The sequence below is a fragment of the Pseudomonas sp. 10(2024) genome (assembly GCF_045164175.1).
In the GTDB taxonomy this organism is placed as follows: domain Bacteria; phylum Pseudomonadota; class Gammaproteobacteria; order Pseudomonadales; family Pseudomonadaceae; genus Aquipseudomonas; species Aquipseudomonas alloputida.
On the sequence record NZ_CP174006.1, the window covers coordinates 2,001,668 to 2,026,059 of the forward strand.

Here is a 24,392-nt window from a genome sequence, read left to right on the forward strand (position 1 = left end):
CTCAGTTCAGTTCTGCCAGGCACTGCTCGAGGATATCCAACCCTTCCTCGAGCACCTCGGCCTCGATGGTCAGCGGTGCCAGCAGGCGAATGATGTGCCGCGCCTTGCCGCTGGGCATCAGCAGCAGGCCCTTGGCGCGGGCTGCTTCCATCACCTTGGCCAGTTGTGCCGGTGCCGGGCTGCCATCGGCATTGGCGAACTCGATCCCTCGCATGGCGCCCACGCCGGTCAGGCGGCCGATGTACGGGCTCAGGCCCGAAGCCTTCCAGCGCTCATAACGGCTGATGATGGCCTGTTCCTGCCGTTCACCCCAGGTTGCAAGGTTTTCGTCGGTCATCTGCGCCAGGCTGGCCAAGGCCGCCGCACAGGCAATCGGGTTGCCCGAATAGGTGCCACCCAGGCCGCCCTTGGGTAGCGCCGCCATCAATTCCTTGCGCCCGACCACTGCACCCAGCGGCATACCGCCAGCGATGCTCTTTGCCAGCAACAGCAGGTCAGGCTCGATGCCCAGGCGCGGAAACGCGAAGCGCTGGCCGGTGCGGCCGAAGCCCGACTGGATCTCGTCGATGATGATCAGGATGCCACGCTCGTCGCAGAAGCGGCGCAGGGCCTGGGCGAAGGCCGGGTCCAGGGCAAGGAAGCCGCCTTCACCCTGCACTGGCTCGAAGATGAACGCCGCGACGTCCTCCACCGCCAGCTCGACGCTGAACAGGCGGTCCATGGCCTTGAGCGCTTGCTCGCAGGTAACCCCGGTATCCGCGCTGGGGTAGGGCAGGTGATACACCGGCCCGGGCAGTTCGCCGACCCGCTGCTTGTAGGGGGCGACCTTGCCATTGAGGTTCAGGGTGGCCAGGGTGCGCCCATGGAAGCCGCCGTCGAACGCGATGATGGCCCGTTTGCCGGTGGCGCCGCGGGCCACTTTCAGGGCGTTCTCCGCCGCTTCCGCGCCGCTGTTGGTGAGCATGCCGGCCAGTGGGTAGCTGACAGGCACAAACTGGCTCAGTTGCTCCATCAGGGCCAGGTAAGGGCCGTGAGGGGCCGCGTTGAAGGCGTAGTGGGTCAGGCGGGTGGCCTGAGCCTGGATGGCCTCGACCACAGCGGGGTTGCAGTGGCCCAGGTTGAGCACGCCGATACCGCCGACGAAGTCGATGTAACGTTTGCCGTCAGTGTCCCAGACTTCGGCATTACGGCCATGGGAAAGTGTGATCGGGTGAACGATGGCAATGGATTGGCTGATACTTTCCTGGTTCATGGGGCACGCGGACCTTGTTCGAGTTTCTTATTATCCAAGCGTGTCGGCGGGTTATTCCGCAAACGAATTATTCGATTGCGGTCATTCCATGGATTCGTGATCTAGCCGGTTTTTGGGTTGGCTGTGCCGGCCTCTTCGCGGGCAAGCCCGCTCCTACGGAGGGCGCACGACATCAGGGCTGTGGCAGGTCTGCAGGAGCGGGCGTGTTTGCGAGAAGGCCGGGGCAGGTCAAATCAATCGCCTTCAGCCACCCGCTCCCGGATCCACTGCACAAAGGCCCTGATCTTGGGCACTTCGGCCGCATGCTCGGCATGCGCAATGAAGTGCCTCCCGTTGCTTGCCACAGGGTGGTCCCAGGCCACCACCAGCTTGCCTTCGCTCAGCTCTTCGGCCACCAGATAGCGGGGAATCAGGGCTATGCCGCAGCCGGAGATGGCCGCGCGGATACACAGGTAGAACGTGTCGAAGCGCGGCCCGTGGTAGCTGTTCTGGCTATGTAACCCAAGCCCCAGGAACCACTCATGCCAGGCCTCCGGCCGCGACACGCATTGCAACAGGCGGTGCTCAGTCAGCGCCTGGGCGCTGTCGAAACGGTGGCTGGCCAGCAGCTGCGGGCTGCACACCGGCACCACTTCTTCGCTGAACAACTCGATGCAAGTCGCCCCGGGCCAGGTGCCCTGGCCGAAGAAAAAGGCGACGTCCGCCTTGGCCTGTACCAGGTCGAATGGCTCCAGCTCGTTGCGCACATCCAGGTGAATGCGTGGGTAGCGGTCCCCAAAGCCCTTGAGCCTGGGCACCAGCCAGCGGGCGCCGAAGGTCGGCTGGGTGGCGATGCGCAGCACTTCGGTTTCGTCGCCGTAGCTGAGGATGTAGCGGCTGGATATGTCGATCTGGGTGAGGATCTTGTTCACTTCGGTGAGGTACAGCGCGCCGGCCGGGGTCAGGTGCAGGCGCCGGCGAATGCGCTGGAACAGCGAGTGCGAGAGCATGTCCTCAAGCTGCGCGACCTGCTTGCTGACGGCGCTCTGGGTCAGGTGCAGTTCCTGGGCCGCGCGGGTGAAGCTGAGGTGGCGAGCGGCCGCTTCGAAGCACTGAAGGGCGGTGGTCGAAGGCATCAGGCGTTTGGACATGACGGGCGAATACCGAGCAAAAAAGGAAGGAGTTCATTCCATAAAGGAATTATGTGGTTCGAAAAGGTCGTTTGTTGACCCCGGCCTATAGATTAATACTGACCTGGATCAACGATTACAACCGGTCATGCGAAGAGGAGGTCAATACCCGCTTCGGTCATCTGCAAAACAACAACAACACACATCAGAAATTTATAAGAATTCTGCTCAGACCTTCAGCCGCTTTGCTGCGGCCGACCCATTCGAGGGTTCTTCATGGCTTCGCAAGACAACAAGAAACAGCGCTCACTGCAGCACGGCCTGACTTCCCGTCAGGTTTCCATGATCTCCATTGCCGGCATCATCGGCGCCGGGCTGTTCATCGGGTCCTCCAACGCCATTGCCACCGCCGGCCCGGCCATCCTCATCTCCTACGCCATGACTGGCCTGCTGGTCTTGCTGGTGATGCGCATGCTGGGTGAAATGGCCATCGCAAACCCCAACAGCGGCTCTTTTTCCACCTACGCCTCGGAGGCCATCGGGCCTTGGGCGGGCTTTACCATTGGCTGGTTGTACTGGTGGTTCTGGGTGTTGATCATTCCGGTGGAAGCCATTGCCGGTGCTGACATCCTGCATGCCTACTTCCCTGGCGTGCCGTCCTGGCTGTTCGCTTTCCTGATCATGCTGGTGCTGTCGGGCACCAACCTGGTCAGCGTGAAGAACTTCGGTGCCTTCGAGTACTGGTTCGCGCTGGTCAAGGTGGTCGCGATCATTGGCTTCATCGGGGTCTGCACCTTGGCGGTGTTCGGCTTCTGGCCGCTGGCAGAGGTATCCGGGGTGAGCCGGCTGTGGGACAGCGGTGGTTTCATGCCCAATGGGTTCGGGACGGTGCTTGGGGGCGTGCTGATCACCATCTTCTCGTTCTTCGGTGCCGAAATTGTCACCATCGCGGCTGACGAGACCGCCAACCCGAAAGACAAGATTCGCCGCGCCACCAACCTGGTGGTGTACCGCATCGCCATCTTCTACCTGGCGTCGATCTTCCTGGTGGTGTCGCTGGTGGCCTGGAACGACCCCGGGCTCAAAGCGGTAGGGTCGTTCCAGCGTGTACTGGAAGTACTGAACGTGCCGGGCGCCAAGTTGCTGGTTGACCTGGTGGTGCTGGTGGCGGTGACAAGTTGCATGAACTCGGGGCTCTACACGGCATCGCGCATGCTCTATTCGCTGGGCGCGCGTGGTCAGGCGCTGAGCGTGACCAAGCGCATCTCCGGTTCCGGCGTGCCGACCGTGGCAGTGATCTTCTCCACCCTGGCGGGCTTCGCTGGCTGCTTCGTCAACTATGTGTTCCCGGGCAAGGTGTTTGGCTTCCTGCTGTCGACCACCGGCGCCATCGCCTTGCTGGTGTACCTGGTCATCGCCGTGTCGCAACTGCGCATGCGTGCCCGTGCCGAGCGTGAAGGGCGTCCGCTGGAACTGAAGATGTGGCTGTTCCCATGGCTGACCTGGCTGGTGATCGGCACCATCGTCATGGTGCTGGGCTACATGCTGTTCAGCGATGCCTACCGCTACGAAACGCTGATGACTGCCGGGGTGACCGCGTTCATCCTGCTGGTTTCGCTGACCCAGCGGCGTGCGAAGATGGTTGCCCAGACGGCCTGATGTTTCTGCTTTAATGGGGGCGTTGCGCGCCCCCATTCCAACAAGCACAGGAAGCGTATGACTGATCACACACTTTCCCTTCAAGCCCTCGCGGCCCCTGAGGGTACTTGCTATGGCTGCGGCTGTTCCCACCCCAGCGGCCTGCACCTGCAAAGCCACTGGGACGCCGACGGTGTTCACCTGGTGTGCCGTCACTCGCCCGACAGCACCTTCATTGGCTGGCCTGGCCTGGTTTACGGTGGCCTGCTGGCGATGCTGGTCGACTGCCACTCCAACTGGACGGCGATGGCCTACCACTACCGTAACGAAGGCCGAGAACCGGGCAGCCTGCCGCGTATCGACTGCGTTACCGGCACGCTCAACCTGACCTACCTGAAACCTACGCCGATGGGCGTCGAGCTGTTGCTCAAGGCGCGTGTCGAAGGCGAAGTGGGGCGCAAGAGCCGGGTAATCTGCGAAGTCTGGGCAGAGGATGTACTGACTGTGACCGCCGACTCCGTGTTTGTCCGCGTCGATACCGAAAAGCTCAAGCTCAAGGCCCACGGCCAGGCCTGAGCTGCCAACGCTGATGAGTGGTCGGTGATGGTCAGCGGCTGGGGATGTCTCTAGAGTGACAGGTTCATTCCCTTGGCAAGGTTGATCATGACCGAACTCAGTGCTTTCCCCATTACCCGCAAATGGCCCGCCAAACACCCCGAACGCCTGCAGTTGTACTCGTTGCCGACGCCCAACGGGGTGAAGGTGTCGATCATGCTCGAAGAGATTGGCTTGGCTTACGAGGCGCACAAGGTCAGCTTCGACAATGACGACCAATTGAGCCCCGAGTTCATCTCGCTCAGCGCGAACAACAAGATCCCCGCCATCCTCGACCCGAACGGGCCGGGCGGTCAGCCGCTGGCGCTGTTCGAATCGGGGGCGATCTTGCAGTACCTGGCGGAGAAGAGCGGCCAGCTGCTCAGCCAGGACCCCGCCCAGCGCTACCAGACCCTGCAGTGGCTGATGTTCCAGATGGGCGGCATCGGGCCGATGTTCGGCCAGGTCGGGTTCTTCCATTTCTTTGCTGGCAAGGAATATGAAGACAAGCGCCCGCGCGACCGCTATGTCAACGAGTCCAAGCGGCTGCTGGGCGTGCTGGATCGGCATTTGAAAGGTCGGCAGTGGATGGCTGAGGAATACAGCATCGCCGACATCGCCATCTTCCCTTGGGTGCGTAACCTGGTGGAGCGCTACAACGCCCGTGACCTGGTGGGCTTCGACCAGTTCAATGAGGTGCAGCGCGTGCTGGCGAATTTCCTGGAACGGCCAGCCGTGCAGCGTGGCCTGAAAATCCCGGGCTGATCAACCCGTGCAGGGACAACAGCCTTGCGCAAACTTCGAAACGCCTGCCGGTCGCCCGTAGGAGCGGGTTCACCCGCGAAAGGGCCGGACCTGCTGGCCAATTTCCATCCGCCGTTCACGGTTGCCGCCGCTACCGTATTCGCGGGTAAACCCGCTCCTACGCAGATCGGTGGTGGACACGCATCTGGGGTCGGACTCAGGTCGTCGTAGGAGCGGGTTCACCCGCGAAAGGGCCGGGCCTGCTGGCCAATCTCCACCCGCCGTTCACGGTTGCCGCGGCTACCGTATTCGCGGGTAAACCCGCTCCTACGCAGATCGGTGGTGGACACGCATCTGGGGTCGGACTCAGGTCGTCGTAGGAGCGGGTTCACCCGCGAAAGGGCCGGACCTGCTGGCCAATCTCCACCCGCCGTTCACGGTTGCCGCCGCTCCCGTCTTCGCGGGTAAACCCGCTCCTACGCAGATCGGTGGTGGACACGCATCTGGGGTCGGACTCAGGTCGCCCGTAGGAGCGGGTTCACCCGCGAAAGGGCCGGACCTGCTGGCCAATCTCCACCCGCCGTTCACGGTTGCCGCGGCTACCGTATTCGCGGGTAAACCCGCTCCTACGCAGATCGGTGGTGGACACACATCTAGGGTCGGACTCAGGCCGTCGTAGGAGCGGGTTCACCCGCGAAAGGGCCGGCCTGCTGGCCAATCTCCACCTGCCATTCACCGTTGCCGCCGCTCCCGTATTCGCGGGTAAACCCGCTCCTACGCAGATCGGTGGTGGACACGCATCTGGGGTCGGACTCAGGTCGCCCGTAGGAGCGGGTTTACCCGCGAAAGGGCCGGGCCTGCTGGCCAATCTCCATCCGCCGTTCACGGTTGCCGCGGCTACCATATTCGCGGGTAAACCCGCTCCTACGCAGATCGGTGGTGGACACGCATCTGGGGTCGGACTCAGGTCGCCCGTAGGAGCGGGTTTACCCGCGAAAGGGCCGGGCCTGCTGGCCAATCTCCACCTGCCATTCACCGTTGCCGCCGCTACCGTATTCGCGGGTAAACCCGCTCCTACCAAGGTGGTGGACACATGCCGGAGATTGGGCGAGTCCATCGATTACACCCGACGGCGTACGGGTTCAGAAGATGTGGTTCAGCAGCCAGTACAGGCCGCCAGCCAATAGCATTGCCGCTGGCAGGGTCAGCACCCAGGCCATCAGCAGATTGAACAAAGTGCGTTTCTGAATCCCCGACCCATTGGCGACCATGGCGCCGGCCACCCCCGAACTCAGCACATGCGTGGTCGACACCGGCAGCCCGAACATATCCGCCGCGCCAATGGTGCACATCGCCACCACTTCGGCCGATGCGCCTTGGGCATAGCTGAGGTGGGTCTTGCCGATCTTCTCGCCAACCGTGACCACAATACGTCGCCAGCCAACCATGGTCCCCAGCCCCAGCGCGATGGCTACAGCCACCTTCACCCACAACGGAATATAGCGGGTGGCGTCGTCCAGCTGGGCCTTGAACAACTGCACTTGGCTGCGTGTGTCGGCATCGAATGTCACCAGGTGGTTTTTCTCCATGAGGCGGATGGCTTCACTGGTCAGGTACATGTCATTGCGCACGTTGGCCATGGCTTCAGCCGGTATGCGCTTGAGCGAGCCATAGCCTTTGACCTCTTCGCCGATCATCCCGGTCAGCGCCGCCAATGCCGGTACCAGGTGCGGGCTGGCCTTGGGCTCGGCAATGAACAGGGTCAGTACCTGGCGCGGGTCAGCCGGGGCCGCTTGCGGGTCGCTGCGTACCAGTGCCTGGCGGGTCACCTCGGCGACAGCGGAAAACTGCAGGGCCTGCCCGTTGGGCATGGTCTTGTTCAGCGCATAAGCCATCGGCAGGGTGCCGACCAGAATCAGCATGATCAGGCCCATGCCTTTCTGGCCATCGTTGGAGCCGTGGGCAAAAGAGACCCCGGTGCAGGTCAGAATCAGTAGGCTGCGGATCCACCACGGTGGAGGTGTCTGGCCTTCCGGTGCCTGGTACAGCGCCTTGCGTTTGACCAGCGCGCGCAGGGCCAGCAGCAATAGGGCTGCGCAAGCAAAACCAATCAGCGGTGAGAACAGCAGGGCATAACCCACCTTGCTGGCCTGGGCCCAGTCCACGCCGCTGGTGCCGTCACGCCCATGCATCAGCGCATTGGCCACGCCCACGCCTATGATCGAGCCGATCAGGGTGTGCGAGGACGATGCCGGCAGGCCCAGCCACCAAGTGCCAAGGTTCCAGATGATCGCCGCCAGCAGCAGGGCGAAGACCATGGCGAAGCCGGCTGAAGAACCCACCTGTAGAATCAGTTCTACCGGTAGTAATGCGATGATGCCGAAGGCCACCGCGCCACTGGAAAAAAGCACGCCCAGGAAGTTGCACAGCCCAGACCACACCACTGCGACCGGCGCCGGCAACGAATGGGTGTATATCACGGTGGCTACCGCGTTGGCGGTGTCGTGGAAGCCGTTGACGAACTCGAAGCCCAGGGCAATCAGCAGCGCCAGGCCCAGCAGAAGGAACGGTGTGGCCGTGGTGATGACCGTACCGCTTGCGGTCACATCCTGCTTGAGGCTCCAGGCGGTGTAGGCGATACCAGCCAGCAGCAGGCTGAAGAACAACGTTAAGGTGGCACGCCCAGGCTTGTGGGAGAGCTGCGGGCGGGCGTCGTGTTGGGCCAGTAGTGGGCTGCTGGCCACTGACGGGGTTGCCATGGGGGCTCCGGTTGGCGTTGGGCGGAAAGTGCCGAAGGCCTTGAGCATAGAAACAATTCGTAACCCGGCCGTGACCTCGATCAATGAATTATCTAGGCTCAAGACGGACGGTAATGGCAGGAGACGCCCATGATTCGCTGCAAACGTGTCTATGATGCGGTTGAGGATGAAGATGGCCAGCGTGTACTGGTCGACCGCCTTTGGCCGCGCAACAAGCGCAAGGATGACCTCCATGGGCAGTGGTTGCGCGAAGTGGCACCTTCGAATGAATTGCGTAAGGCGTTCCATCAGGGTGAAGTGGATTTCGCCGGTTTTACCCAGCGGTACCAGCAAGCGCTGGCGGCCCACCCCGAACACTGGTATCCGCTGCTGGACATGGCCAGGAAGGGGACGCTGACATTGCTTTATGCTGGCAAGGACAGCGAGCACAACAATGCCCGGGTGCTGGCCGACTGGTTGGAAAACGAACTGGACAGGTGTGGCCCTGGCAGTTCGCCAGTGTGTTATGCCCAATGAGCGCGATGCGATGCCCTTACAGTTGATTCCCGCCCAAGACATCCACTGCACCTTCGCCCGCGACCTTACGCGCCGCGCCATGTTGCCCTACTACCGTGAATTCGACCTGCTGTGGATCGAGGACGCCTTCGACGCGGCCTGGGGCTGGCGCGAGCAGTGGCTGGTGATAGAAGGCGACACGCTGTTGGGTTTTTGCAGCCTCAGCCAGGACCGCCAGGCGCTGTTCATCCGCGAGTTGCACCTGTTGCCTGAGCACCGTGGGCGAGGGGTCGGTAGCTGGGTGCTGGAAGAACTGGCGCTGTGGGCCAGGCAGCGGCGCCTTCCCCTGTTGCGGCTGATGGTGTTCCGCAGCAACCCGGCCCGCCTGCTGTACCAGCGTCATGGCTTCGTCGAAATGGGTGAAGACGAATGCTTTGTACGGATGCAGCGAGATATCAACATAGTAGCTAAATGATGGCTTGTCGCGACCGCAGAGCATGGGCATAGTGGATCCACACCTTTACGGCTGCCTGCAGGCGGGCAGGCCGTACTTGAGGAGATAAGGGAAAAGGAGAAGCCCCTATGAACGGAATCGGTATGCGGCTGCGGGAAGAGCGTGAGCGGCTGGGTATGACCCAGCGTGTATTTGGCGATATCGGTGGGGTCGAGCCCAACGCTCAGGGCAAGTACGAAAGCGGTGAACGCACGCCGCGGCTAGATTACCTGGCGGCATTGGCGACCCGGGGCGTGGATGCGTTGTATGTCCTCAGCGGCCTGCGTACCCCGGCAGCGCTCGAAGGTTTGAACACGGATGAGTCCGGTTTGCTGGGGGCTTTTCGGAAATTGCGGTCGGATGATCAGGCGGCGCTCTTGCACCTTTTGGGGCGGCTGGCCAACGACGCCAAGCCCCGGCAAATAGTGCGGCCTCTCACAGTCGAACGTCAGTCGTTTCTGAAGGAAGCAATGCGTTAGGCCCACCGTGAAAAATTTTGTTAAGGTGGCGGGATCCAATCGCCCTGCTGACGAGGTGTGTGCTTGATTAGGGTCTTAGTGGTCGATGATCACGATCTGGTACGAACCGGTATTACACGGATGTTGGCCGACATCGACGGCCTGCAGGTGGTGGGTGAGGGAGACTCGGGCGAGTCGGCACTGAAGCTGGCCCGGGAGCTGAAACCGGACGTTGTGCTGATGGATGTGAAAATGCCCGGCATCGGCGGCCTGGAGGCCACCCGCAAACTGCTGCGCAGCCACCCTGACATCAAGGTAGTGGCGGTGACGGTGTGCGAGGAAGACCCGTTCCCCACACGCTTGTTGCAGGCCGGCGCTGCCGGCTACCTGACCAAGGGTGCAGGCCTTGACGAAATGGTCCAGGCCATTCGTCTGGCCTTTGCCGGCCAGCGCTATATCAGCCCGCAGATCGCCCAGCAGTTGGCGCTGAAACCGTTCCAGCCGCAGGGGTCTCCGTTCGACGCGTTGTCCGAACGGGAAATCCAGATTGCCCTGATGATCGTCGGCTGCCAGAAAGTGCAGATCATCTCCGACAAGTTGTGCCTCTCGCCCAAGACCGTCAATACTTACCGTTATCGGATCTTTGAAAAACTCTCGGTCACCAGCGACGTCGAATTGACCTTGCTGGCCGTTCGCCACGGTATGGTTGACGCAAGCCTGTAAAACCTCATGTCCCAAGTCTTTGATGCCAGCGCATTCCTGGCGACCTGCAGCGGTCGCCCGGGCGTTTACCGGATGTTCGACGGCGGAGCCCGGCTGCTTTACGTGGGCAAGGCCAAGAACCTGAAGAAGCGCCTGGCCAGCTATTTCCGCAAGACTGGCCTTGCGCCCAAGACCGCCGCACTGGTTGCGCGCATCGCCCAGGTTGAAACCACCATCACTGCCAACGAAACCGAGGCGTTGCTGCTGGAGCAGAACCTGATCAAGGAGTGGCGGCCGCCTTACAACATCCTGCTGCGCGACGATAAGTCCTACCCGTACGTGTTTCTGTCCGATGGCGAGTTCCCGCGCCTGGGCATTCACCGTGGGGCGAAAAAGGCCAAGGGCCGTTACTTTGGCCCGTACCCCAGCGCCGGGGCCATTCGCGAAAGCCTCAGCCTGCTGCAAAAGGCTTTTTCTGTGCGTCAGTGCGAAGACAGCTACTACGCCAACCGCACCCGGCCATGCCTGCAGTACCAGATAAAACGCTGCAAAGGGCCCTGCACCGACCTGGTGACTGCCGAGGAATACGCAGAAGACGTGCGTCATTCGGTGATGTTTCTGGAAGGGCGTAGCCAGCAACTGGGCAATGAGTTGAATGCCGAGATGGAAAAGGCCGCCATGGCGCTTGATTTCGAAAAAGCCGCCGAGCTGCGTGACCAGATCGCCTTGTTGCGCCGCGTGCAGGACCAACAGTACATCGAGGGCGGCAGCGGCGATGTCGACGTCATCGCCGCCTTCGTCAACCCGGGTGGTGCCTGTGTGCACCTGATCAGCGTGCGCGGCGGGCGAGTACTGGGCAGCAAGAACTTCTTCCCGCAGGTGGGCATCGAGGAGGAGGTGGCCGAGGTCATGGCCGCATTCCTGTCCCAGTACTATCTGGGCAACGCAGAGCGCGAGCTGCCCGGCGAGTTGATCGTCAATGTTGTTCACGAAGATTTCAACGCCATCACCGAAGCGCTGCACACGCTGCGTGGCCGCGAACTGACCATCAGCCACCGGGTGCGTGGCACCCGCGCCCGCTGGCAGCAACTGGCCGTGACCAATGCCGAGCAGGCGCTGAATGCCCGCCTGGCCAACCGCCAGCACATGGCTGCGCGCTTCGAAGCCCTGGCCGAAGTGCTGGGCCTGGATGAAGTGCCGCAACGCCTGGAATGCTACGACATCAGCCACTCCAGTGGTGAAGCTACCGTGGCCAGTTGCGTGGTGTTCGGCCCCGAAGGGCCGATCAAGTCCGACTACCGCCGCTTCAACATCGAAGGCGTCACCGCAGGTGACGATTATGCGGCCATGCATCAGGCCCTGACCCGCCGCTATGGGCGCATCAAGGACGGCGAGGGCAAGCTGCCCGATGTGCTGCTGGTGGACGGCGGCAAGGGCCAGCTGAACATGGCCCGCGATGTGATGCAGGAGCTGGGCTTCACCGACCTGACCCTGCTGGGTGTGGCCAAGGGCGTCACACGCAAGGCGGGTTTCGAAACCCTGTACCTGAACGATGTGCATCACGAATTCACCCTCAAGGGCGATTCGTCAGCGTTGCACCTGATCCAGCAGATCCGCGACGAAGCCCACCGCTTCGCTATCACCGGCCACCGCGCCCGCCGTGGCAAGGCCCGTCGAGTTTCCAGCCTTGAAGATGTGGCCGGGGTAGGGCCCAAGCGCCGCCGCGACCTGCTGAAACATTTCGGCGGCCTGCAGGAGCTCAACCGCGCCAGTATCGATGAAATCGCCAAAGCCCCCGGCATCAGTAAAAAGCTTGCCGAGTCGATTTATGCCAGCCTGCATAGCGAGTAGAATGCCGGGCTCAACTTGCAGCCAGTCGTACCGATGAATATTCCAAACCTGCTCACCGTTCTACGCGTCCTGCTCATTCCGTGCTTCATTCTGCTGTTCTACATGCCCTATCAGTGGAGTTACATGGCCGCCAGCAGCGTATTCGCCGTTGCCGCCGCCACCGATTGGCTGGACGGCTACCTGGCGCGTCGACTGCAGCAGAGCACGCCGTTCGGCGCCTTCCTCGACCCGGTGGCCGACAAGCTGATGGTGGCAGTGGCCCTGGTGCTGCTGGTGCAGACCCACGCCAACTTCTGGCTGACCCTGCCCGCCGCGGTGATCATCGGCCGCGAGATCGTGGTGTCTGCGCTGCGCGAGTGGATGGCTGAGCTAGGCGCGCGGGCGCATGTGGCGGTGTCCAACCTCGGTAAGTGGAAGACTGCGGCGCAGATGCTGGCGCTGGTGATCCTGCTGGGCAACCCTCCGGTGGTGACCTTCTGGGTGATCCTGGGCTACGGGCTGCTGCTGGTGGCAGCGGGGCTGACACTGTGGTCGATGGTGCACTACCTGTTGGCCGCCTGGCCGCACCTGCGCGAAGGTTCGGAAAAAAAATAAAAGTTTTTTGAATCAAGGGGTTGACGCTGTTTTAGAAATCGCTAGAATGGCACCCATCACGACGCGGGAATAGCTCAGTTGGTAGAGCACGACCTTGCCAAGGTCGGGGTCGCGAGTTCGAGTCTCGTTTCCCGCTCCAAATAAAGATCTACAGGTTTCAGTCGAAGTCTGTAAATCGTTGAAAAAAGGCCCTTCGGGGCCTTTTTTCGTTCGAATGCATTCTGCCTCAATCCCCCTCCCTCCACGAAATTCAAGTACAAACACCACAACGCGGCGCCCTGGCCGTGACGCCGTGGGCTACCTGGACATATCGCTGATCACGTCAGCGGGCATTTCAGAAATTTCGGCTGCGCTCAACAGGTTCACTGCGGACAGCAAGGCATCGGGATCGATTGGGTCTTCCAGGATCAGGGTGTGCTGGGTGTGATTGTCGGTCAGGCGCAGCGTGGGGGTGGCGTTGAATCCGTTCTCCAAGGCTTGCGCTTTTTGCGTGTCCACGACTTGGGCAGCCCGTTCGCCGGCCAGGCAGCGTTGCAGGGACGGGCTGATGTCCGGATAGTCGTGTCCAGCAGCCAACCCCCGGCCGTTGCCTTGAGTATGCAGGTAGACCCAGAGCACCGCCCCCCAAACGCCTTCGCGCCCCTCACGCTGGCCCAGGCATTCGACCCGCCGCGCTTCCCGACTGGCGGCCGGTTCATGCTGGGGGAGGGGCAGGTGATGCCAGGCCAGGTTGACGTGATCGTTGGTGACGATCCAGCGCTGCAGTTGCGGCAGGTAGGCCTGGCAGTGCGGGCATTCGAGGTCGGCGTAGAGGGTGATGGTGAAGCGCGCTTCGGGGTTGCCGTAGATCCGCGGCGGGCCATCATCGGCGGTGGAACGAAAAGGTAGCGGCAGCCACCAGCACAGTGCCAAAACCGCAGCTGCGAGCCAGCCGCAGGCCCACTTTAGGTTGGTTGCACTCATCCGTTTGCGCATGTTGTTGCTCCTGGCAATTCCAGATCGAACGGCTCGAAACAGGTGCGCCGTCTCCATCCTGAGTCATGCGGATGGCGGCATCGAGTCCACTGATGCCGAGTTGCTGCATGAGGCTATGACGCAGGCTTGCTCTTCAGGTTCCGTCATCGCCAGTGCCAGATACGAACGGGTGGCACGGTGCGGAACAACGGCTCCTTCTTTGTTTCAACGATGGACGCTGCGGGGTTAAACGCTTTCGATAGAAGTGGCGCCGCGGCGGTTTGGAAGTAAATTCACACGATGCCCCGCTGCCCCTTAAACGCATGGCCTGCAGGCAGCATGCGTCAGCGCAGGTGCATGCCTGAACCTGGAAGCCCTGCTCAATCAGCCAGCTTTTCTGAGCTTCGGTTTTGCTGGCGAGGGGATTCACGGTTTGATTCCTCAGGTAGGCCAAGGCGAATCGGGCAAGCCGCTGAAGCGTTACTCTCTGGTCCTGTTGCCTTGTCTTGCGTATCGGGATTGACGCACGAATCAACGGATTTTCCAGGCGATGACGGGGCGAACTGGCGCAGGATGGTGGGCTCGTACAGCGCTTCCTCCATCGCCGAATGACCATTTTGCTCACGAGGGCTTGGTTTCAGAGAATATCTTTTCAATCTCTCTCGTGTATTGTCGGGGGGCTGGTATTCGAATTTTTGTTATGTACTCTGATAATTTACTTTTTTTCCTTGATAATATGCAGTACTCAATAATATGGCTGATTGGAAAATTTGCCTTTGGGGCTAGGTTTATTATGTTGTCCCTGCCGCCATTGGGTTCTGTATAGGCTGCTTGTTTTTTTATGATATAAGAAATTAAATGCTGTTGGTTATTTAATATGGTGTGATGTAAGTCGTCGCAAGAAAACGAGGAATGTTGAATCCATTTCTCCATAAGAGTGGTGACGGTTTCGTGAATTTTTGATTGTCTATCTACTTTCTCGGGAATGTATTTGTCTAAGTTGTCAAGGAGGTTTATGTAGGTATTTGATTGTATGAGTTCGGAAAGTGTCATTTAAAATCCTTGGCTATTCCTGTAGCCCGGCCAGATTGCTATATTGGGTTACCCATCCGGGCGGCGTGAACGGTCTGTGCCATTGGCTATAAGCTCCTAGCAATCCGAAAATCCTTGTCCTAGGCAGTAGAGAATCTCAGGCAAATCGGAGCTGGCTTTTGATAGCGCGTCAGTGGCTGATATCGTCGTCACTCTCGAAGTATTTAAAATTTGACAAGCGTCTGGAGGAAAACTTAGGCAGTTGGGTAGTGTAGGTAGAGATGGTCTGGTGGGAAAACGTCTATTCTCGGAGCATTGCTAAATTTCTCAAGTATGTGTTTTATATTATGCATTTTCAGCTTGCCTCAAGTTAGGGGCAGAAAGTGCCTGTGCGTAGATATCTAGTCAATGCCCTGTGGCGTCAAATATTCGCTCAGAAAGTTGCATGACCTCTCGATTGCTGATTTGCGACCAATCTACTTTTCCCCCACAGGCTTTCCAGTTTTTCTCTTAGCCACTCACGATGCACCGTCTTGGTGGCTGCGTGATTTTTTAGATGGACAGCAGATTGTCGGCCGCGTCGTAGCAGTAGGCGGTAGTGCTATCTTCAGTGCACTTGTTGACAAGCCGGCCGATTGCGTCCCGCTCGAAGTCATGGCGGATGGCGGTCGTTCGTTTGGGGCATTTTATACATGCCCCGAAATGGGCTGGCGAGTCGTGGTGCCTTACGATTTTTTACGCGGGGTAACGACGAAATAGGTTAGGAAGTTATTAGTTAGATATTTACCATTGTCGCCATTGTATTTTTCTGCAGCGTCCGGCCATGCAAAAAAATGGAGTTCAGGTTTGTCATCTGTCTGTCCGGTTTTACGATCTACTAGATAAACTCTTCTGGCTCCTGTTCTTAGTATTCTGAATGTTTCTTTTACAAAATAGTGAGTCTGCGGGTCGGTTTTTGGATCGTAGGATGATGATAGGCGCCCATTGCGGAGGGAAAGATTATCATAATCTGCGATACTCGGTCTGATGTACTGAATTAGGCCAGGTCCAATAGTTGCTCCAAAGTAGGCATTATTAGTTTCGTTGTGAAAAATAAAATTTTCTATGTAATCGGTTGTGGGTAATATTGCTTTGTTCCATATGGAGTGCTGGGGGCTATCGCTACTGCAATCGCCTAGAGTGTTTTTCGTGAGGGGTTTTTTTGTAGGCCAGTCACCGATGTTAAGAAAGGTTATCTCGGGTAAGGTTGAGACTAATGCCTGAGAGAACTTGGCCTCATCCACTTTAGTCATGAATGTTAGAAGGGTTGGGGTTTGGTTTGCCATGCGCGGTTACCTTATAATTATTTGGCCCGTAGGCATGTTTGTAGTATTTAGCGTGCCGCTCGGCACAACCTTCCCCTTGATGACGGTAATTACAATGGAGTTGGGGTCCTGTTGGATAATTCGACTTGCATTATCCCATTCGCGTTTGGACATTCCGTTCACACTCCCTTTACTGTCTCGGATGATTCAGTGTTTGTCATGCTGAGTTGAAGGTTTGAAATAAAAATACTTGTAATATCAGGGTGGTCAGTAAACCAATATGCTAATGCTTCGAGGTTTACTCCATCAGCCCCTTTCCAGAAATCCACTGGATACCTCCAGTCTGACTTTGAAGATTTCGCGGGATGTGTAAAGGGAGGGGTGAATTTGTATAAATATCCTTTATTCATTGGTGACTGCAAAATCCCTAGGTATCCGAAGGTCTCAAGTAGTCCCCTAATCTGATCTTTTGGCATTTTTAATTCCTTGAGTTTGGTTAGCCTAATTAATAGTGATGATGGGGTTTCGTTCGGTGGTGATATGGCTATCTCTTTGAGTATTGCTGTGAGTTTTTGGGTTTTAGGAGGGGCGGCGGATGGTAATTTAGTGTTGAGCTCTAAAAAAAGCGCCAGTTCAGCTGGTTTCATGGTTTTCAATGATCCATATAAAAATCTAGCACAGTTTGTAATGGTTAGGTCGATTTTCTGTAGTTTGAAGGCCCCGCAGATTGTGCAATAAACATCTTTGCCATGATATTCGTGCTGCGGTAAACTCTTTGCGACAGCGTAGGCTGGCAGGGCTGCCCTATATTCAGGTTTGGAATTTTCAATGCCGTAAATAAAGTTATTTACTATTTGGCTTTTTTCTGACAGGTGTAGTTCTTTGGTTAGCCACCGTATGCAATAACAGTGAGATATCTTAATCGGAGCAATGTATAGATTGAGCTCGAGGAGGCGTGTTATAGCGTTTTCGGAGTTGTCACCTCCTTTAATATACTCATTCAAGGTTTTTTTGATGCTTGCTGAAGTTGGCATTTGTGGATTTTCCTCTCATGGGCAGGTTTTTGGAGATTTGAATTTTGATGCAGGTGCGGATGTGTGGGCATTGGCTATGTGATTAAGTGATGGCAGCTTGCTGGGGCTAGATACTCCTTTGCTTTCAAGATATGCCTTCCCTTCAACTAAATAGTCTAAACGGTTAATATTTTATTCTGATACGCCAGGGTCAGCATTTCCTCTTACTCTGCCTGTCCCTCGGTCGAGTATGTCATTCTCTCGACTACCAATATCTTCAATGCTCCTTACAACATCCCTGCTCGTACCTACCGGGGATCTAGCGAGCAGTTCCACAGTAGCAGTGCTTCGTAACCTGGTACTGCTCCATTTTGTAGTAGGTGGGGTTCATGAGTCGCATACGTTTCTTTGGGAATATTTCTAGCGACTCGCGAACTTACGGAGTTCATGTGGCTATGAAAACTGCCAAAACCCTGCGATTATGATTCCGGTATCGTTATTTCTATACAAGTAAAGTGAGCCATATCCGAATATGTAATTTCCGCTAATCAAGTTGTCTGGATAATAATCCTCATCAATTTGTATGAAAAAGCTGTAATTATCTCTTCTCAGGTCGTTGTAGTAGATTGGTTCGTCTTGAATTAATAAGGGGGTCTCGGCTCGAGTTATAAAGTTAAACTCATTCGAGGCTACCTCGCAATAGTCTGTAATGTATGATTTGTTAAGGTGCTTTATCGTATGGTTTTCGTTTTCGCTTTCTTCTGATAAGTCATGGGAGAATACTTTTATTGAGCAGTTGGGGTATATATTTTCGTCAATCATGCTTGAGTAATCTTTCGGGATTAAAACTGATATATACTTATTTTTGTTGTCAGGGTTTTGGAATGATGCGTAGAAATTATAGTTTTCAAAACTTTGCTCCATGCCTGTGAGGATGGTCGGAATGTTTCCTCCGATCCTGCCAGTTTTCTTGTCGAATGAATTTTTATCAATTTTGGCGATTAGGTTGTTTATGGGCATTTTGTTAATCCATGTTTGTTGGTGAATTTTATTGATTTTTGTCTGAGTTCCATTGCTTTTTTGGTGGCAAATATTTTAGCGTTTTGAGGGTCCCAGCCTCTGTTTTTTACTAGATCCTCGTATATGCCTCTGCGTGTTATTGCAGTGTTTCTATTTATGTTTTGTATTGCGCTCTGTTTTTTCAAGGTCTCCGGGTTGTGTAGGCTGTACTTTGCTTGTAGCTTAGATATGTTTTTGTGCATTGCGTTTTCTTGTAATGCTATTGCTGGATTTGTATTTGCAATACCTGACTTTCTGTTTGTTATGAATTGGTGATTTTTTAACCAGGCATTTTGTAGTAGCTCATGAGCGGTCAATCCATCCCTTGCGTGTAAAGGGTTTCCGTATCCTGCAATTCCAAATTCGTGTATTAAACCTAATGGATCTATCCAGCCAATTGTATTAGGCCCGTATTGATATAGATTGATTCCGCCGTTTAAGCTTATTGGATCTGGTTGCGTAAACCTTCCTACATGTGAATCATAGAATCTGAACAAGTTGTAATGCAGCCCCGTTTCCCGGTCAAGGTACTGACCCTGAAACCGCAAATTCTGCTCTCGCGCCTGCTTCGGGCTGAGCCACTCTGCAGGTGCTTTTCCCCAACCTTTATAATTGCTCTGCCAGATAGTCAGGCCACTAGAGTCAGTTAGCTGCTCTGGTAGACCGGCCAGGTTGGTGTGAAAGTAATGTGTCGTTTCACTACCCAATTTGCCGTCTATGCGTGCCAGCGGTTCATAGCTATCCCGATTCGCATACACATACAAGCTAGCCAGCCCACTCTGCACTTCTTGAAGCAAGCGCAACCCTTGCCAGTGAAACAGCACCCGCCGACGCGGCTCTGGATACTCCCTCTGATAAACCTCCTTGCTGATCCGCCTCCCCAGCGGGTCATAGGCAAACACCACCCGCTCACGCTCGCCACTGCGGTACTGCTCCACGCATACCAGCCGCTGCTCGGCGTCATACTCGAAATACTGCACCCAATTGCTGCCGATCCGCTTCTCGCACAGCCGCCCAAAGCGGTCATAGCGATAGCGCTTGTCCTGATACACCAACACCCGGTTGTGCTTGATCAGGCCATTGAGCTTGGGGCCGTCGAACAGGTTACCGGTCTTGTCGTACTTGAAATCCTCGACCTGCGTGGCTTGCCAGTTGGGGCGTGACTGCTGAACGGTTTTGACACGGCCCCACTCGTTGCAGTCGATCCTCACCTTCGGGTAGAGCCAATACGGTAACCCGCATGCTTGTAACGTTATTTCTATGATAATGCTTGGTTTAACAAGTCGTTGAATGTCTTGTGCAGAACTTCCGTTTCTCCACTGTCGTGATAATAGATCAATATATGGCCGGTTCGGCTGATCAATATTGGGTTGCCTGCGCCGTCGTCCGATATTACATATGAGTTCATGAGCTCATTAGAAAGGTTGGGGGTGTATTTTCGAAAACGCTGAGTTAACTCTGTTACTGTTTCGTCACCTATCATGTCACCGTTACCGAAGGCATGAATTGCAATGCCGCAAAATGCTCCGCCGAAAATTTTTATAAAATCAATGTACTGGGTGTCAAATGTGACATTTAAGTTTATTTCTGCGCCTTTTATTTCGTTGTCGGTCGCAGGTCGTCCGCGTAGATCATTATCGTTCTCCACTATTTTTTCAATTCTTTTCTGAAGGCTTTTGTTCATTATGGGCACCTGGTTGGCGAGGATGATTTCGCATCGATTCTTTTTTGCAACTCGTTAGAGGCTTGATTCGCCCAGAACTCTCTTTTCCAAAAATTAAATTCTGCTCGATTACTGATTCCGTGCCCTTTTTTATTGCCGTGTGGGTGTAGCTCCTTAGATTTTTTGATGTGGTGTTTTTGGGGTATAGCAATAATAGGGCCTTCTGTGCGTTGTTTGTAGTGATGTAAATCTATCACATTTCCATGCTTGTCCTTCGGGCTTAATCCATAAAATTTAGAGTTGGGGCCGTTGTGGAATAATATTTTCTTTAACTGGGAGTCGCTTAAGTGACTAAGACTGTTGTAGCCATGTACTTCAAAGCTCAATCCCCTGCTGTCTGTAAATGTAACAGGTGTCAACCCTAGCGGGTCGATCCAAGTGTTTGAATTTGGAGCGAAGCTATATAAATTCAGCCCCCCATTCAGTCCGATTGGGTCTGGCTGATTAAAATGTCCGATATCAAAGTCAAAGAATCTTGTTGTATTGTAGTGTGCTTCAACTTCGCGGTCATAGTATTGCCCTTGATATCGTAAGTTTTGCTCTCGAGGTTGCCGACTGCCGTGCCACTCGTTGCGGGTTTTGCCCCATCCATGGTAGTCGCTGCGCCAGATTGCATTGCCATCAGAGTCAGTCAACTGCTCTGGCAGGCCTGCCAAGTTAGTGTGAAAATAGTGAATTGCTTCGCTGCCAGGTTTACCGTCAACCCGCGCCAACGGGTCATAGCTATCCGGAGTGGCATACACATACAAGCTAGCCAGCCCACTCTGCACTTCTTGCAGCAAGCGCAACCCTTGCCAGTGAAACAACACCCGCCGACGCGGCTCTGGATAATCCCCCTGATAAACCTCCTTGCTAATCCGCCTGCCCAACGGATCATAGGCAAATACCACCCGCTCAAGCTCGCCACTGCGGTACTGCTCCACGCAAACCAGCCGCTGCTCGGCGTCATACTCGAAATACTGCACCCAGTTGCTGCCGATCCGCTTCTCGCACAGCCGCCCAAAGCGGTCGTAGCGATAGCGCTTGTCCTGATACACCAACACCCGGTTGTGCTTGATCAGGCCATTGAGCTTGGGGCCGTCGAACAGGTTGCCGGCCTTGTCGTACTTGAAATCCTCGACCTGCGTGGCTTGCCAGTTGGGGCGTGACTGCTGAACGGTTTGCAGTTGCTCGTTGAGGTCGTAGCCGTAACGGTTGTGTCCCGAATAGGTCTTGCCCGTGTGGGGTAGGTCATGAAAGCGGCCGATGATCTGTTCGAGATGCGCGTTTTCGTCATTGGCAGCGTTGGTCATCCCGCGGCGCTGGGTCTGGGTCAGTACCTCGGCAATCAGGTTGTCGCTGGCATCGTAGCGATAGGCCTTGTCCAGCAGTGGCAGAACCTCAACGGGGGCATCGCGGTAGTGAATAGCCTTGCCGGCCAAGCGACCGCTGGTGTCGTAGCGCGTTCGGGTGAGCAGTTTGCCTTGGGTTCGCAGGACCTCGTCGTGCACCGCATCACGCTCGAAATCACTGATGACCCGGCCGTTCAGGTTGATCTGATGGAGGTGCCCGCTGCCGTAGTACAGGTGGTTGAGTTCGCGCTGGTCGGGCAGGACTAGCGTCTGCAGGTTGCCCAGTTCGTCGTAGCGGTACTGCAGCAAGCCAGCGCTGTTGGTTTCGCTGAGCAGTTGCCCGTTGGCGTCGTAGGTGTAGTCGAGTTGCTGTTTTTCTCCTTTATTGTCTGTGAAGGTGATGGACAGCAGATTGTCGGCCGCGTCGTAGCGGTAGTCGGTGGTGCCATCTTCGGTGCGCTTGCTGACAAGCCGGCCGATGGCGTCCCGCTCGAAGTCATGGCGGATGGCAATCGTCCGTGTCGGTGGGGCGTTGTCGGACAGGGGTGGCTGCTCGTCAGGCGAGGGCACATGGGTAAGACGAATGACCTCATCCAGCACGTTGTAGGCATAGAGGCGGCCACTGCCATCCAGGTCTTTTTGTGCCACCAGCCGGTCCAGTTCGTCCCAGCCGAAGCGGTATGACTCGTCATTCTCGTTGGTAAGTTGCAGTAGCCGACCATAGGCGTCGTAGCGGAATTTCACGCTGTAGCCCATGGCGTCCGTACGCTCGACCAACCGGCCGCTGGGGTCGTAGCGAAATTGCAGGGTTTTCAGTGCAGGGTCGACGTAGCGCGTCAGCTGGCCCGCGACATCAATCTCATAGCGGTCAATGCGACCGTCCGGGCGTTCGCTTTCGACCAGATAGCCACGTGCGTCGTAGCGGAAGTGGGTGTGTTCACCCCGGGCATTGATGCTTTCGCGCAAGCGGCCATGGGCGTCGTAGTGATACAGCGTCTGGGCATTGCTGCAGTCGCGGTAGCTGAGCAACTGACCGCACGTGTTCCAGCTCAGGTACTTGCTCTTTTCGAGGGCATCGGTGACCTGGGTAACACGGCCTTCCGGGTCGTATTGGTACTGTGTCTCGCGCCCCAGCGGGTCCTGCTGCCAGAGCAGATTGCCGTGGCTGTCGTAGCCGTATTGCCGAGTCCGTCCGGCTGTATCGGTGACCTGGACGGGCAGTGCCCAATGTCGCAAGTATTTGATGTGTTCGCGGCGGCCGAGGGGATCGCGGGTTTCGATCAGGCGGCCGATATCGTCGTAGCTGTAGCGCCATTCACCCCCTTGCGGGTCGATGCGCTTGATCAGCTGTCCGGCTATCACTTCCACCTGCCAGCAGTTGCCCTGAGGGTCGATGTGCTTATAGACCTCGTACAGTGGCCCCCAGTAATAGTGATCACGGCGGCCGAGGTTGTCCGTGACGAGGGTTTCACCGGCTTCCAGGTTGTACTCGAACCGGTACTCTTCACCATCGCTGCCCCAGTGGCGAATCACCCGCCACTCGTGATCGGGATGGGGCTCCAGCAGTGGAGGCAAGCGGTAGGGTGTACCGTCTAGGCGCTTGGGGGCAGGGCGCTTTTCAGGAATGACGAAGCGCGCCCATTCGTATTCGCGGACAGCACCGCTAGCCAGTTGATGGCTATTGAGATAGCCCTCGGGGGTGTAAGTGAAGCGGCGGACTCGTTGACCCGTCGCATCCAATACCTCATGCAGTTGCCCGTTGTCGGTGTAGCGATAGCTGACCAGCAGTTCGCTGCGTTCTACCGTCGGTGTTCCACCATTTTTCAGGAACACCCGTGATACCTCACTGACACGCTGGGGATACCTGGCGGCATAGTGAAGCTGCACGACCGTTTGGCCGTACTTGTCATAGAGGGCTTTCAGGCGCCCTTGTTCGTCGTACAGCAGGTCGAGGCAATTGAGATTGCGGTCGCCGAGCCTGATCAGCCGTGAGCGTTTCGGATTCAACGGGTCGGTATTGAAGACCCGATAAAGCCCTTCATTGATATCTTCGACAACGGTCTGGCCGTCCCCCAGCTGGAAGAAGGCCAAGCCGTCCACGGCACTGACGAAGGCATCACCGGCACTGAGCCGGCCCAGTTCCAGTCGGTTACCGTCGTTGTCGATGTAGATCCACAGCGTACCGCCTTGAGGATGTGGGAGGCGGGCCAGCTCCACTTCATAGGGGACGCTCCAACCCATCCCCAGTAGACCGTCGCTGCGCATGTCCCTGCTGTCGTAGCGCCGTGCCCATTGGATGCCCAGCAAGCCTGGGAGATTGAAATCGATGTCCTCCGGACCCTCCTGCAGCTTGCTCCCGGTGGCAACGGCAACCGGGTTGCCTAATGTGCACCCTTTGATGCGGCCAAACCTTCGGGAGATAAGCATCCCCGCAATAATCCCGGTAAACATCGCAATCTTGCTCTTGCCGTTGCGAATATCCCGGACCGTCGCCGTACCGCCACCAATGCGCACATTGGGCGATACGTTTTCATTCACATCAATCGTGGCATCGCAGGTGGTCTTGTCACCTGAACGCGCTGCGGGTTGGCCATTGATGAATACCTTGTCCGAGCCTTGCGCAATGAAGGTGTCGGGCAGGGGCGGGTGGCGCGAACAGCTGATCTTGTCTCCTTCGGCGGACTCCGAGCCTGGGTCGGCCGGTGTGGTCACGGGCGGGTTGAAGATGTCACGTATGGCCATCCCCAGCCCCACGAACGGGACGAGATAAGGCACCGCAGCCATGGCCATGGAGCCGACGTTCTCCAGGATGGACGGTTCCTCTTGTTCAGTATCGGCTGCGCCGCCTCCAGGTGGGCCAGTGATGCCGGCCGCGCGCGCAGCGGGCTCACTGTTAATGAGCACATTGGTTGACCCGCTCTCGATTTTTCCGTAGGGATCGGGCGAGTCCACGCTGTTGCCAAGGCTGTCGCAAAAGCTGGAGATTGCATCGCCGACAGTCTGGTCTTCGCCGACGGAAAGGGTGCTCATTGCGCCGACTGCCACACCCGCGACGGCGGCGATGGCGACGCCAGCCGCACCGCCAGTGGCTACGGTGCCAACCACGGCCAAGCTGATGGCTGCTGCGACGGCTGCGGTGGCCGCTGCATAGATAACGGCTTCGGCAACTGCGCTGATCATTTCAGCGGCAAGCGATGGATGAAGAATTGCGTCGCCCATTCGGGCGGCGTGAACGGTCTGCGCCATTGGCGGTAAGCTCCTAGCAATCCGAAAGTCCTTGTCCTGGT

20 protein-coding genes and 1 tRNA gene are annotated in these 24,392 nt (G+C 57.0%); 10 read left to right on the forward strand and 11 right to left on the reverse strand.

The window, feature by feature from the left end:
• Position 1: 1 nt before the first annotated feature.
• Together ACI7M0_RS09015 and gcvA are read right to left on the reverse strand one after the other, a co-directional pair.
• Positions 2–1,252: an aspartate aminotransferase family protein gene (locus ACI7M0_RS09015; RefSeq protein WP_129932480.1), complete on the reverse strand. Its 1,251-nt coding sequence runs from the start codon at positions 1,250–1,252 to the stop codon at positions 2–4.
• Positions 1,253–1,485: 233 nt separating this feature from the next.
• Positions 1,486–2,382 carry a transcriptional regulator GcvA gene (gene gcvA, locus ACI7M0_RS09020; protein ID WP_003251398.1) on the reverse strand — a complete coding sequence of 299 codons (897 nt, stop codon included), beginning with the start codon at positions 2,380–2,382 and terminating at the stop codon, positions 1,486–1,488.
• A gap of 255 nt (positions 2,383–2,637) precedes the next feature.
• On the opposite strand from gcvA, the gene ACI7M0_RS09025 reads away from it, so the two are divergent.
• From ACI7M0_RS09025 to ACI7M0_RS09035, 3 genes are all read left to right on the forward strand, one after another.
• Positions 2,638–4,020, forward strand: coding sequence for an amino acid permease (locus ACI7M0_RS09025; protein WP_010954889.1), 1,383 nt, complete (start codon positions 2,638–2,640; stop codon positions 4,018–4,020).
• Between the two features lie 57 nt (positions 4,021–4,077).
• A complete protein-coding gene (locus ACI7M0_RS09030) occupies positions 4,078–4,575 on the forward strand; it encodes a PaaI family thioesterase (RefSeq protein ID WP_003251394.1) in 498 nt (165 codons plus the stop codon).
• Between the two features lie 87 nt (positions 4,576–4,662).
• Positions 4,663–5,358 carry a glutathione S-transferase N-terminal domain-containing protein gene (locus ACI7M0_RS09035; RefSeq protein ID WP_129932479.1) on the forward strand — a complete coding sequence of 232 codons (696 nt, stop codon included), beginning with the start codon at positions 4,663–4,665 and terminating at the stop codon, positions 5,356–5,358.
• Positions 5,359–6,479: 1,121 nt separating this feature from the next.
• Here the strand turns inward: ACI7M0_RS09035 and ACI7M0_RS09040 are convergent.
• Positions 6,480–8,096 carry an inorganic phosphate transporter gene (locus ACI7M0_RS09040; RefSeq protein WP_104961152.1) on the reverse strand — a complete coding sequence of 539 codons (1,617 nt, stop codon included), beginning with the start codon at positions 8,094–8,096 and terminating at the stop codon, positions 6,480–6,482.
• 129 nt (positions 8,097–8,225) lie between these two features.
• Here ACI7M0_RS09040 and ACI7M0_RS09045 point away from each other — a divergent pair, with 129 nt between their 5' ends.
• The 7 genes from ACI7M0_RS09045 to ACI7M0_RS09075 all read left to right on the forward strand — a co-directional run bounded on the left by ACI7M0_RS09045 (position 8,226) and on the right by ACI7M0_RS09075 (position 12,828).
• Entirely contained in the window at positions 8,226–8,612 is a 387-nt protein-coding gene (locus ACI7M0_RS09045) for a DUF488 domain-containing protein (protein WP_012051781.1), read from the forward strand.
• Positions 8,613–8,622: 10 nt separating this feature from the next.
• The gene (locus ACI7M0_RS09050; RefSeq protein ID WP_104887834.1) at positions 8,623–9,066 is read left to right on the forward strand and encodes a GNAT family N-acetyltransferase; all 444 of its coding nucleotides are present in this window, start codon (positions 8,623–8,625) and stop codon (positions 9,064–9,066) included.
• A 107-nt stretch (positions 9,067–9,173) separates the two neighbouring features.
• Complete coding sequence (locus tag ACI7M0_RS09055) at positions 9,174–9,563, forward strand: helix-turn-helix domain-containing protein (protein ID WP_020192472.1); 390 nt, start codon at positions 9,174–9,176, stop codon at positions 9,561–9,563.
• A 63-nt stretch (positions 9,564–9,626) separates the two neighbouring features.
• Entirely contained in the window at positions 9,627–10,265 is a 639-nt protein-coding gene (gene uvrY / locus ACI7M0_RS09060) for a UvrY/SirA/GacA family response regulator transcription factor (protein ID WP_003251380.1), read from the forward strand.
• Between the two features lie 6 nt (positions 10,266–10,271).
• Complete coding sequence (uvrC, locus tag ACI7M0_RS09065) at positions 10,272–12,095, forward strand: excinuclease ABC subunit UvrC (protein ID WP_129933889.1); 1,824 nt, start codon at positions 10,272–10,274, stop codon at positions 12,093–12,095.
• A 33-nt stretch (positions 12,096–12,128) separates the two neighbouring features.
• Entirely contained in the window at positions 12,129–12,689 is a 561-nt protein-coding gene (gene pgsA / locus ACI7M0_RS09070; RefSeq protein ID WP_010954882.1) for a CDP-diacylglycerol--glycerol-3-phosphate 3-phosphatidyltransferase, read from the forward strand.
• Between the two features lie 63 nt (positions 12,690–12,752).
• A tRNA-Gly gene (locus tag ACI7M0_RS09075) sits at positions 12,753–12,828 on the forward strand.
• 158 nt (positions 12,829–12,986) lie between these two features.
• Here the strand turns inward: ACI7M0_RS09075 and ACI7M0_RS09080 are convergent.
• The 8 genes from ACI7M0_RS09080 to ACI7M0_RS09115 all read right to left on the reverse strand — a co-directional run bounded on the left by ACI7M0_RS09080 (position 12,987) and on the right by ACI7M0_RS09115 (position 24,351).
• Positions 12,987–13,664, reverse strand: a complete 678-nt coding sequence (locus ACI7M0_RS09080; protein ID WP_129933888.1) for a DsbA family protein — start codon at positions 13,662–13,664, stop codon at positions 12,987–12,989.
• A gap of 600 nt (positions 13,665–14,264) precedes the next feature.
• The gene (locus ACI7M0_RS09085; protein ID WP_218567991.1) at positions 14,265–14,696 is read right to left on the reverse strand and encodes a hypothetical protein; all 432 of its coding nucleotides are present in this window, start codon (positions 14,694–14,696) and stop codon (positions 14,265–14,267) included.
• Between the two features lie 704 nt (positions 14,697–15,400).
• A complete protein-coding gene (locus tag ACI7M0_RS09090; protein ID WP_129933887.1) occupies positions 15,401–16,000 on the reverse strand; it encodes a hypothetical protein in 600 nt (199 codons plus the stop codon).
• Between the two features lie 158 nt (positions 16,001–16,158).
• A complete protein-coding gene (locus ACI7M0_RS09095) occupies positions 16,159–17,013 on the reverse strand; it encodes a hypothetical protein (RefSeq protein ID WP_129933886.1) in 855 nt (284 codons plus the stop codon).
• Between the two features lie 432 nt (positions 17,014–17,445).
• A complete protein-coding gene (locus ACI7M0_RS09100) occupies positions 17,446–18,012 on the reverse strand; it encodes a hypothetical protein (protein WP_129933885.1) in 567 nt (188 codons plus the stop codon).
• The gene (locus tag ACI7M0_RS09105; protein ID WP_256658290.1) at positions 18,003–19,262 is read right to left on the reverse strand and encodes an RHS repeat domain-containing protein; all 1,260 of its coding nucleotides are present in this window, start codon (positions 19,260–19,262) and stop codon (positions 18,003–18,005) included. The genes ACI7M0_RS09100 and ACI7M0_RS09105 overlap by 10 nt, the downstream gene beginning before the upstream one ends.
• A gap of 47 nt (positions 19,263–19,309) precedes the next feature.
• Positions 19,310–19,735, reverse strand: coding sequence for an SMI1/KNR4 family protein (locus tag ACI7M0_RS09110; protein WP_129933884.1), 426 nt, complete (start codon positions 19,733–19,735; stop codon positions 19,310–19,312).
• Positions 19,735–24,351 carry an RHS repeat-associated core domain-containing protein gene (locus ACI7M0_RS09115; protein ID WP_405314576.1) on the reverse strand — a complete coding sequence of 1,539 codons (4,617 nt, stop codon included), beginning with the start codon at positions 24,349–24,351 and terminating at the stop codon, positions 19,735–19,737. Before ACI7M0_RS09115 ends, ACI7M0_RS09110 begins: the two co-directional genes overlap by 1 nt.
• Between the last annotated feature and the right edge of the window lie 41 nt (positions 24,352–24,392).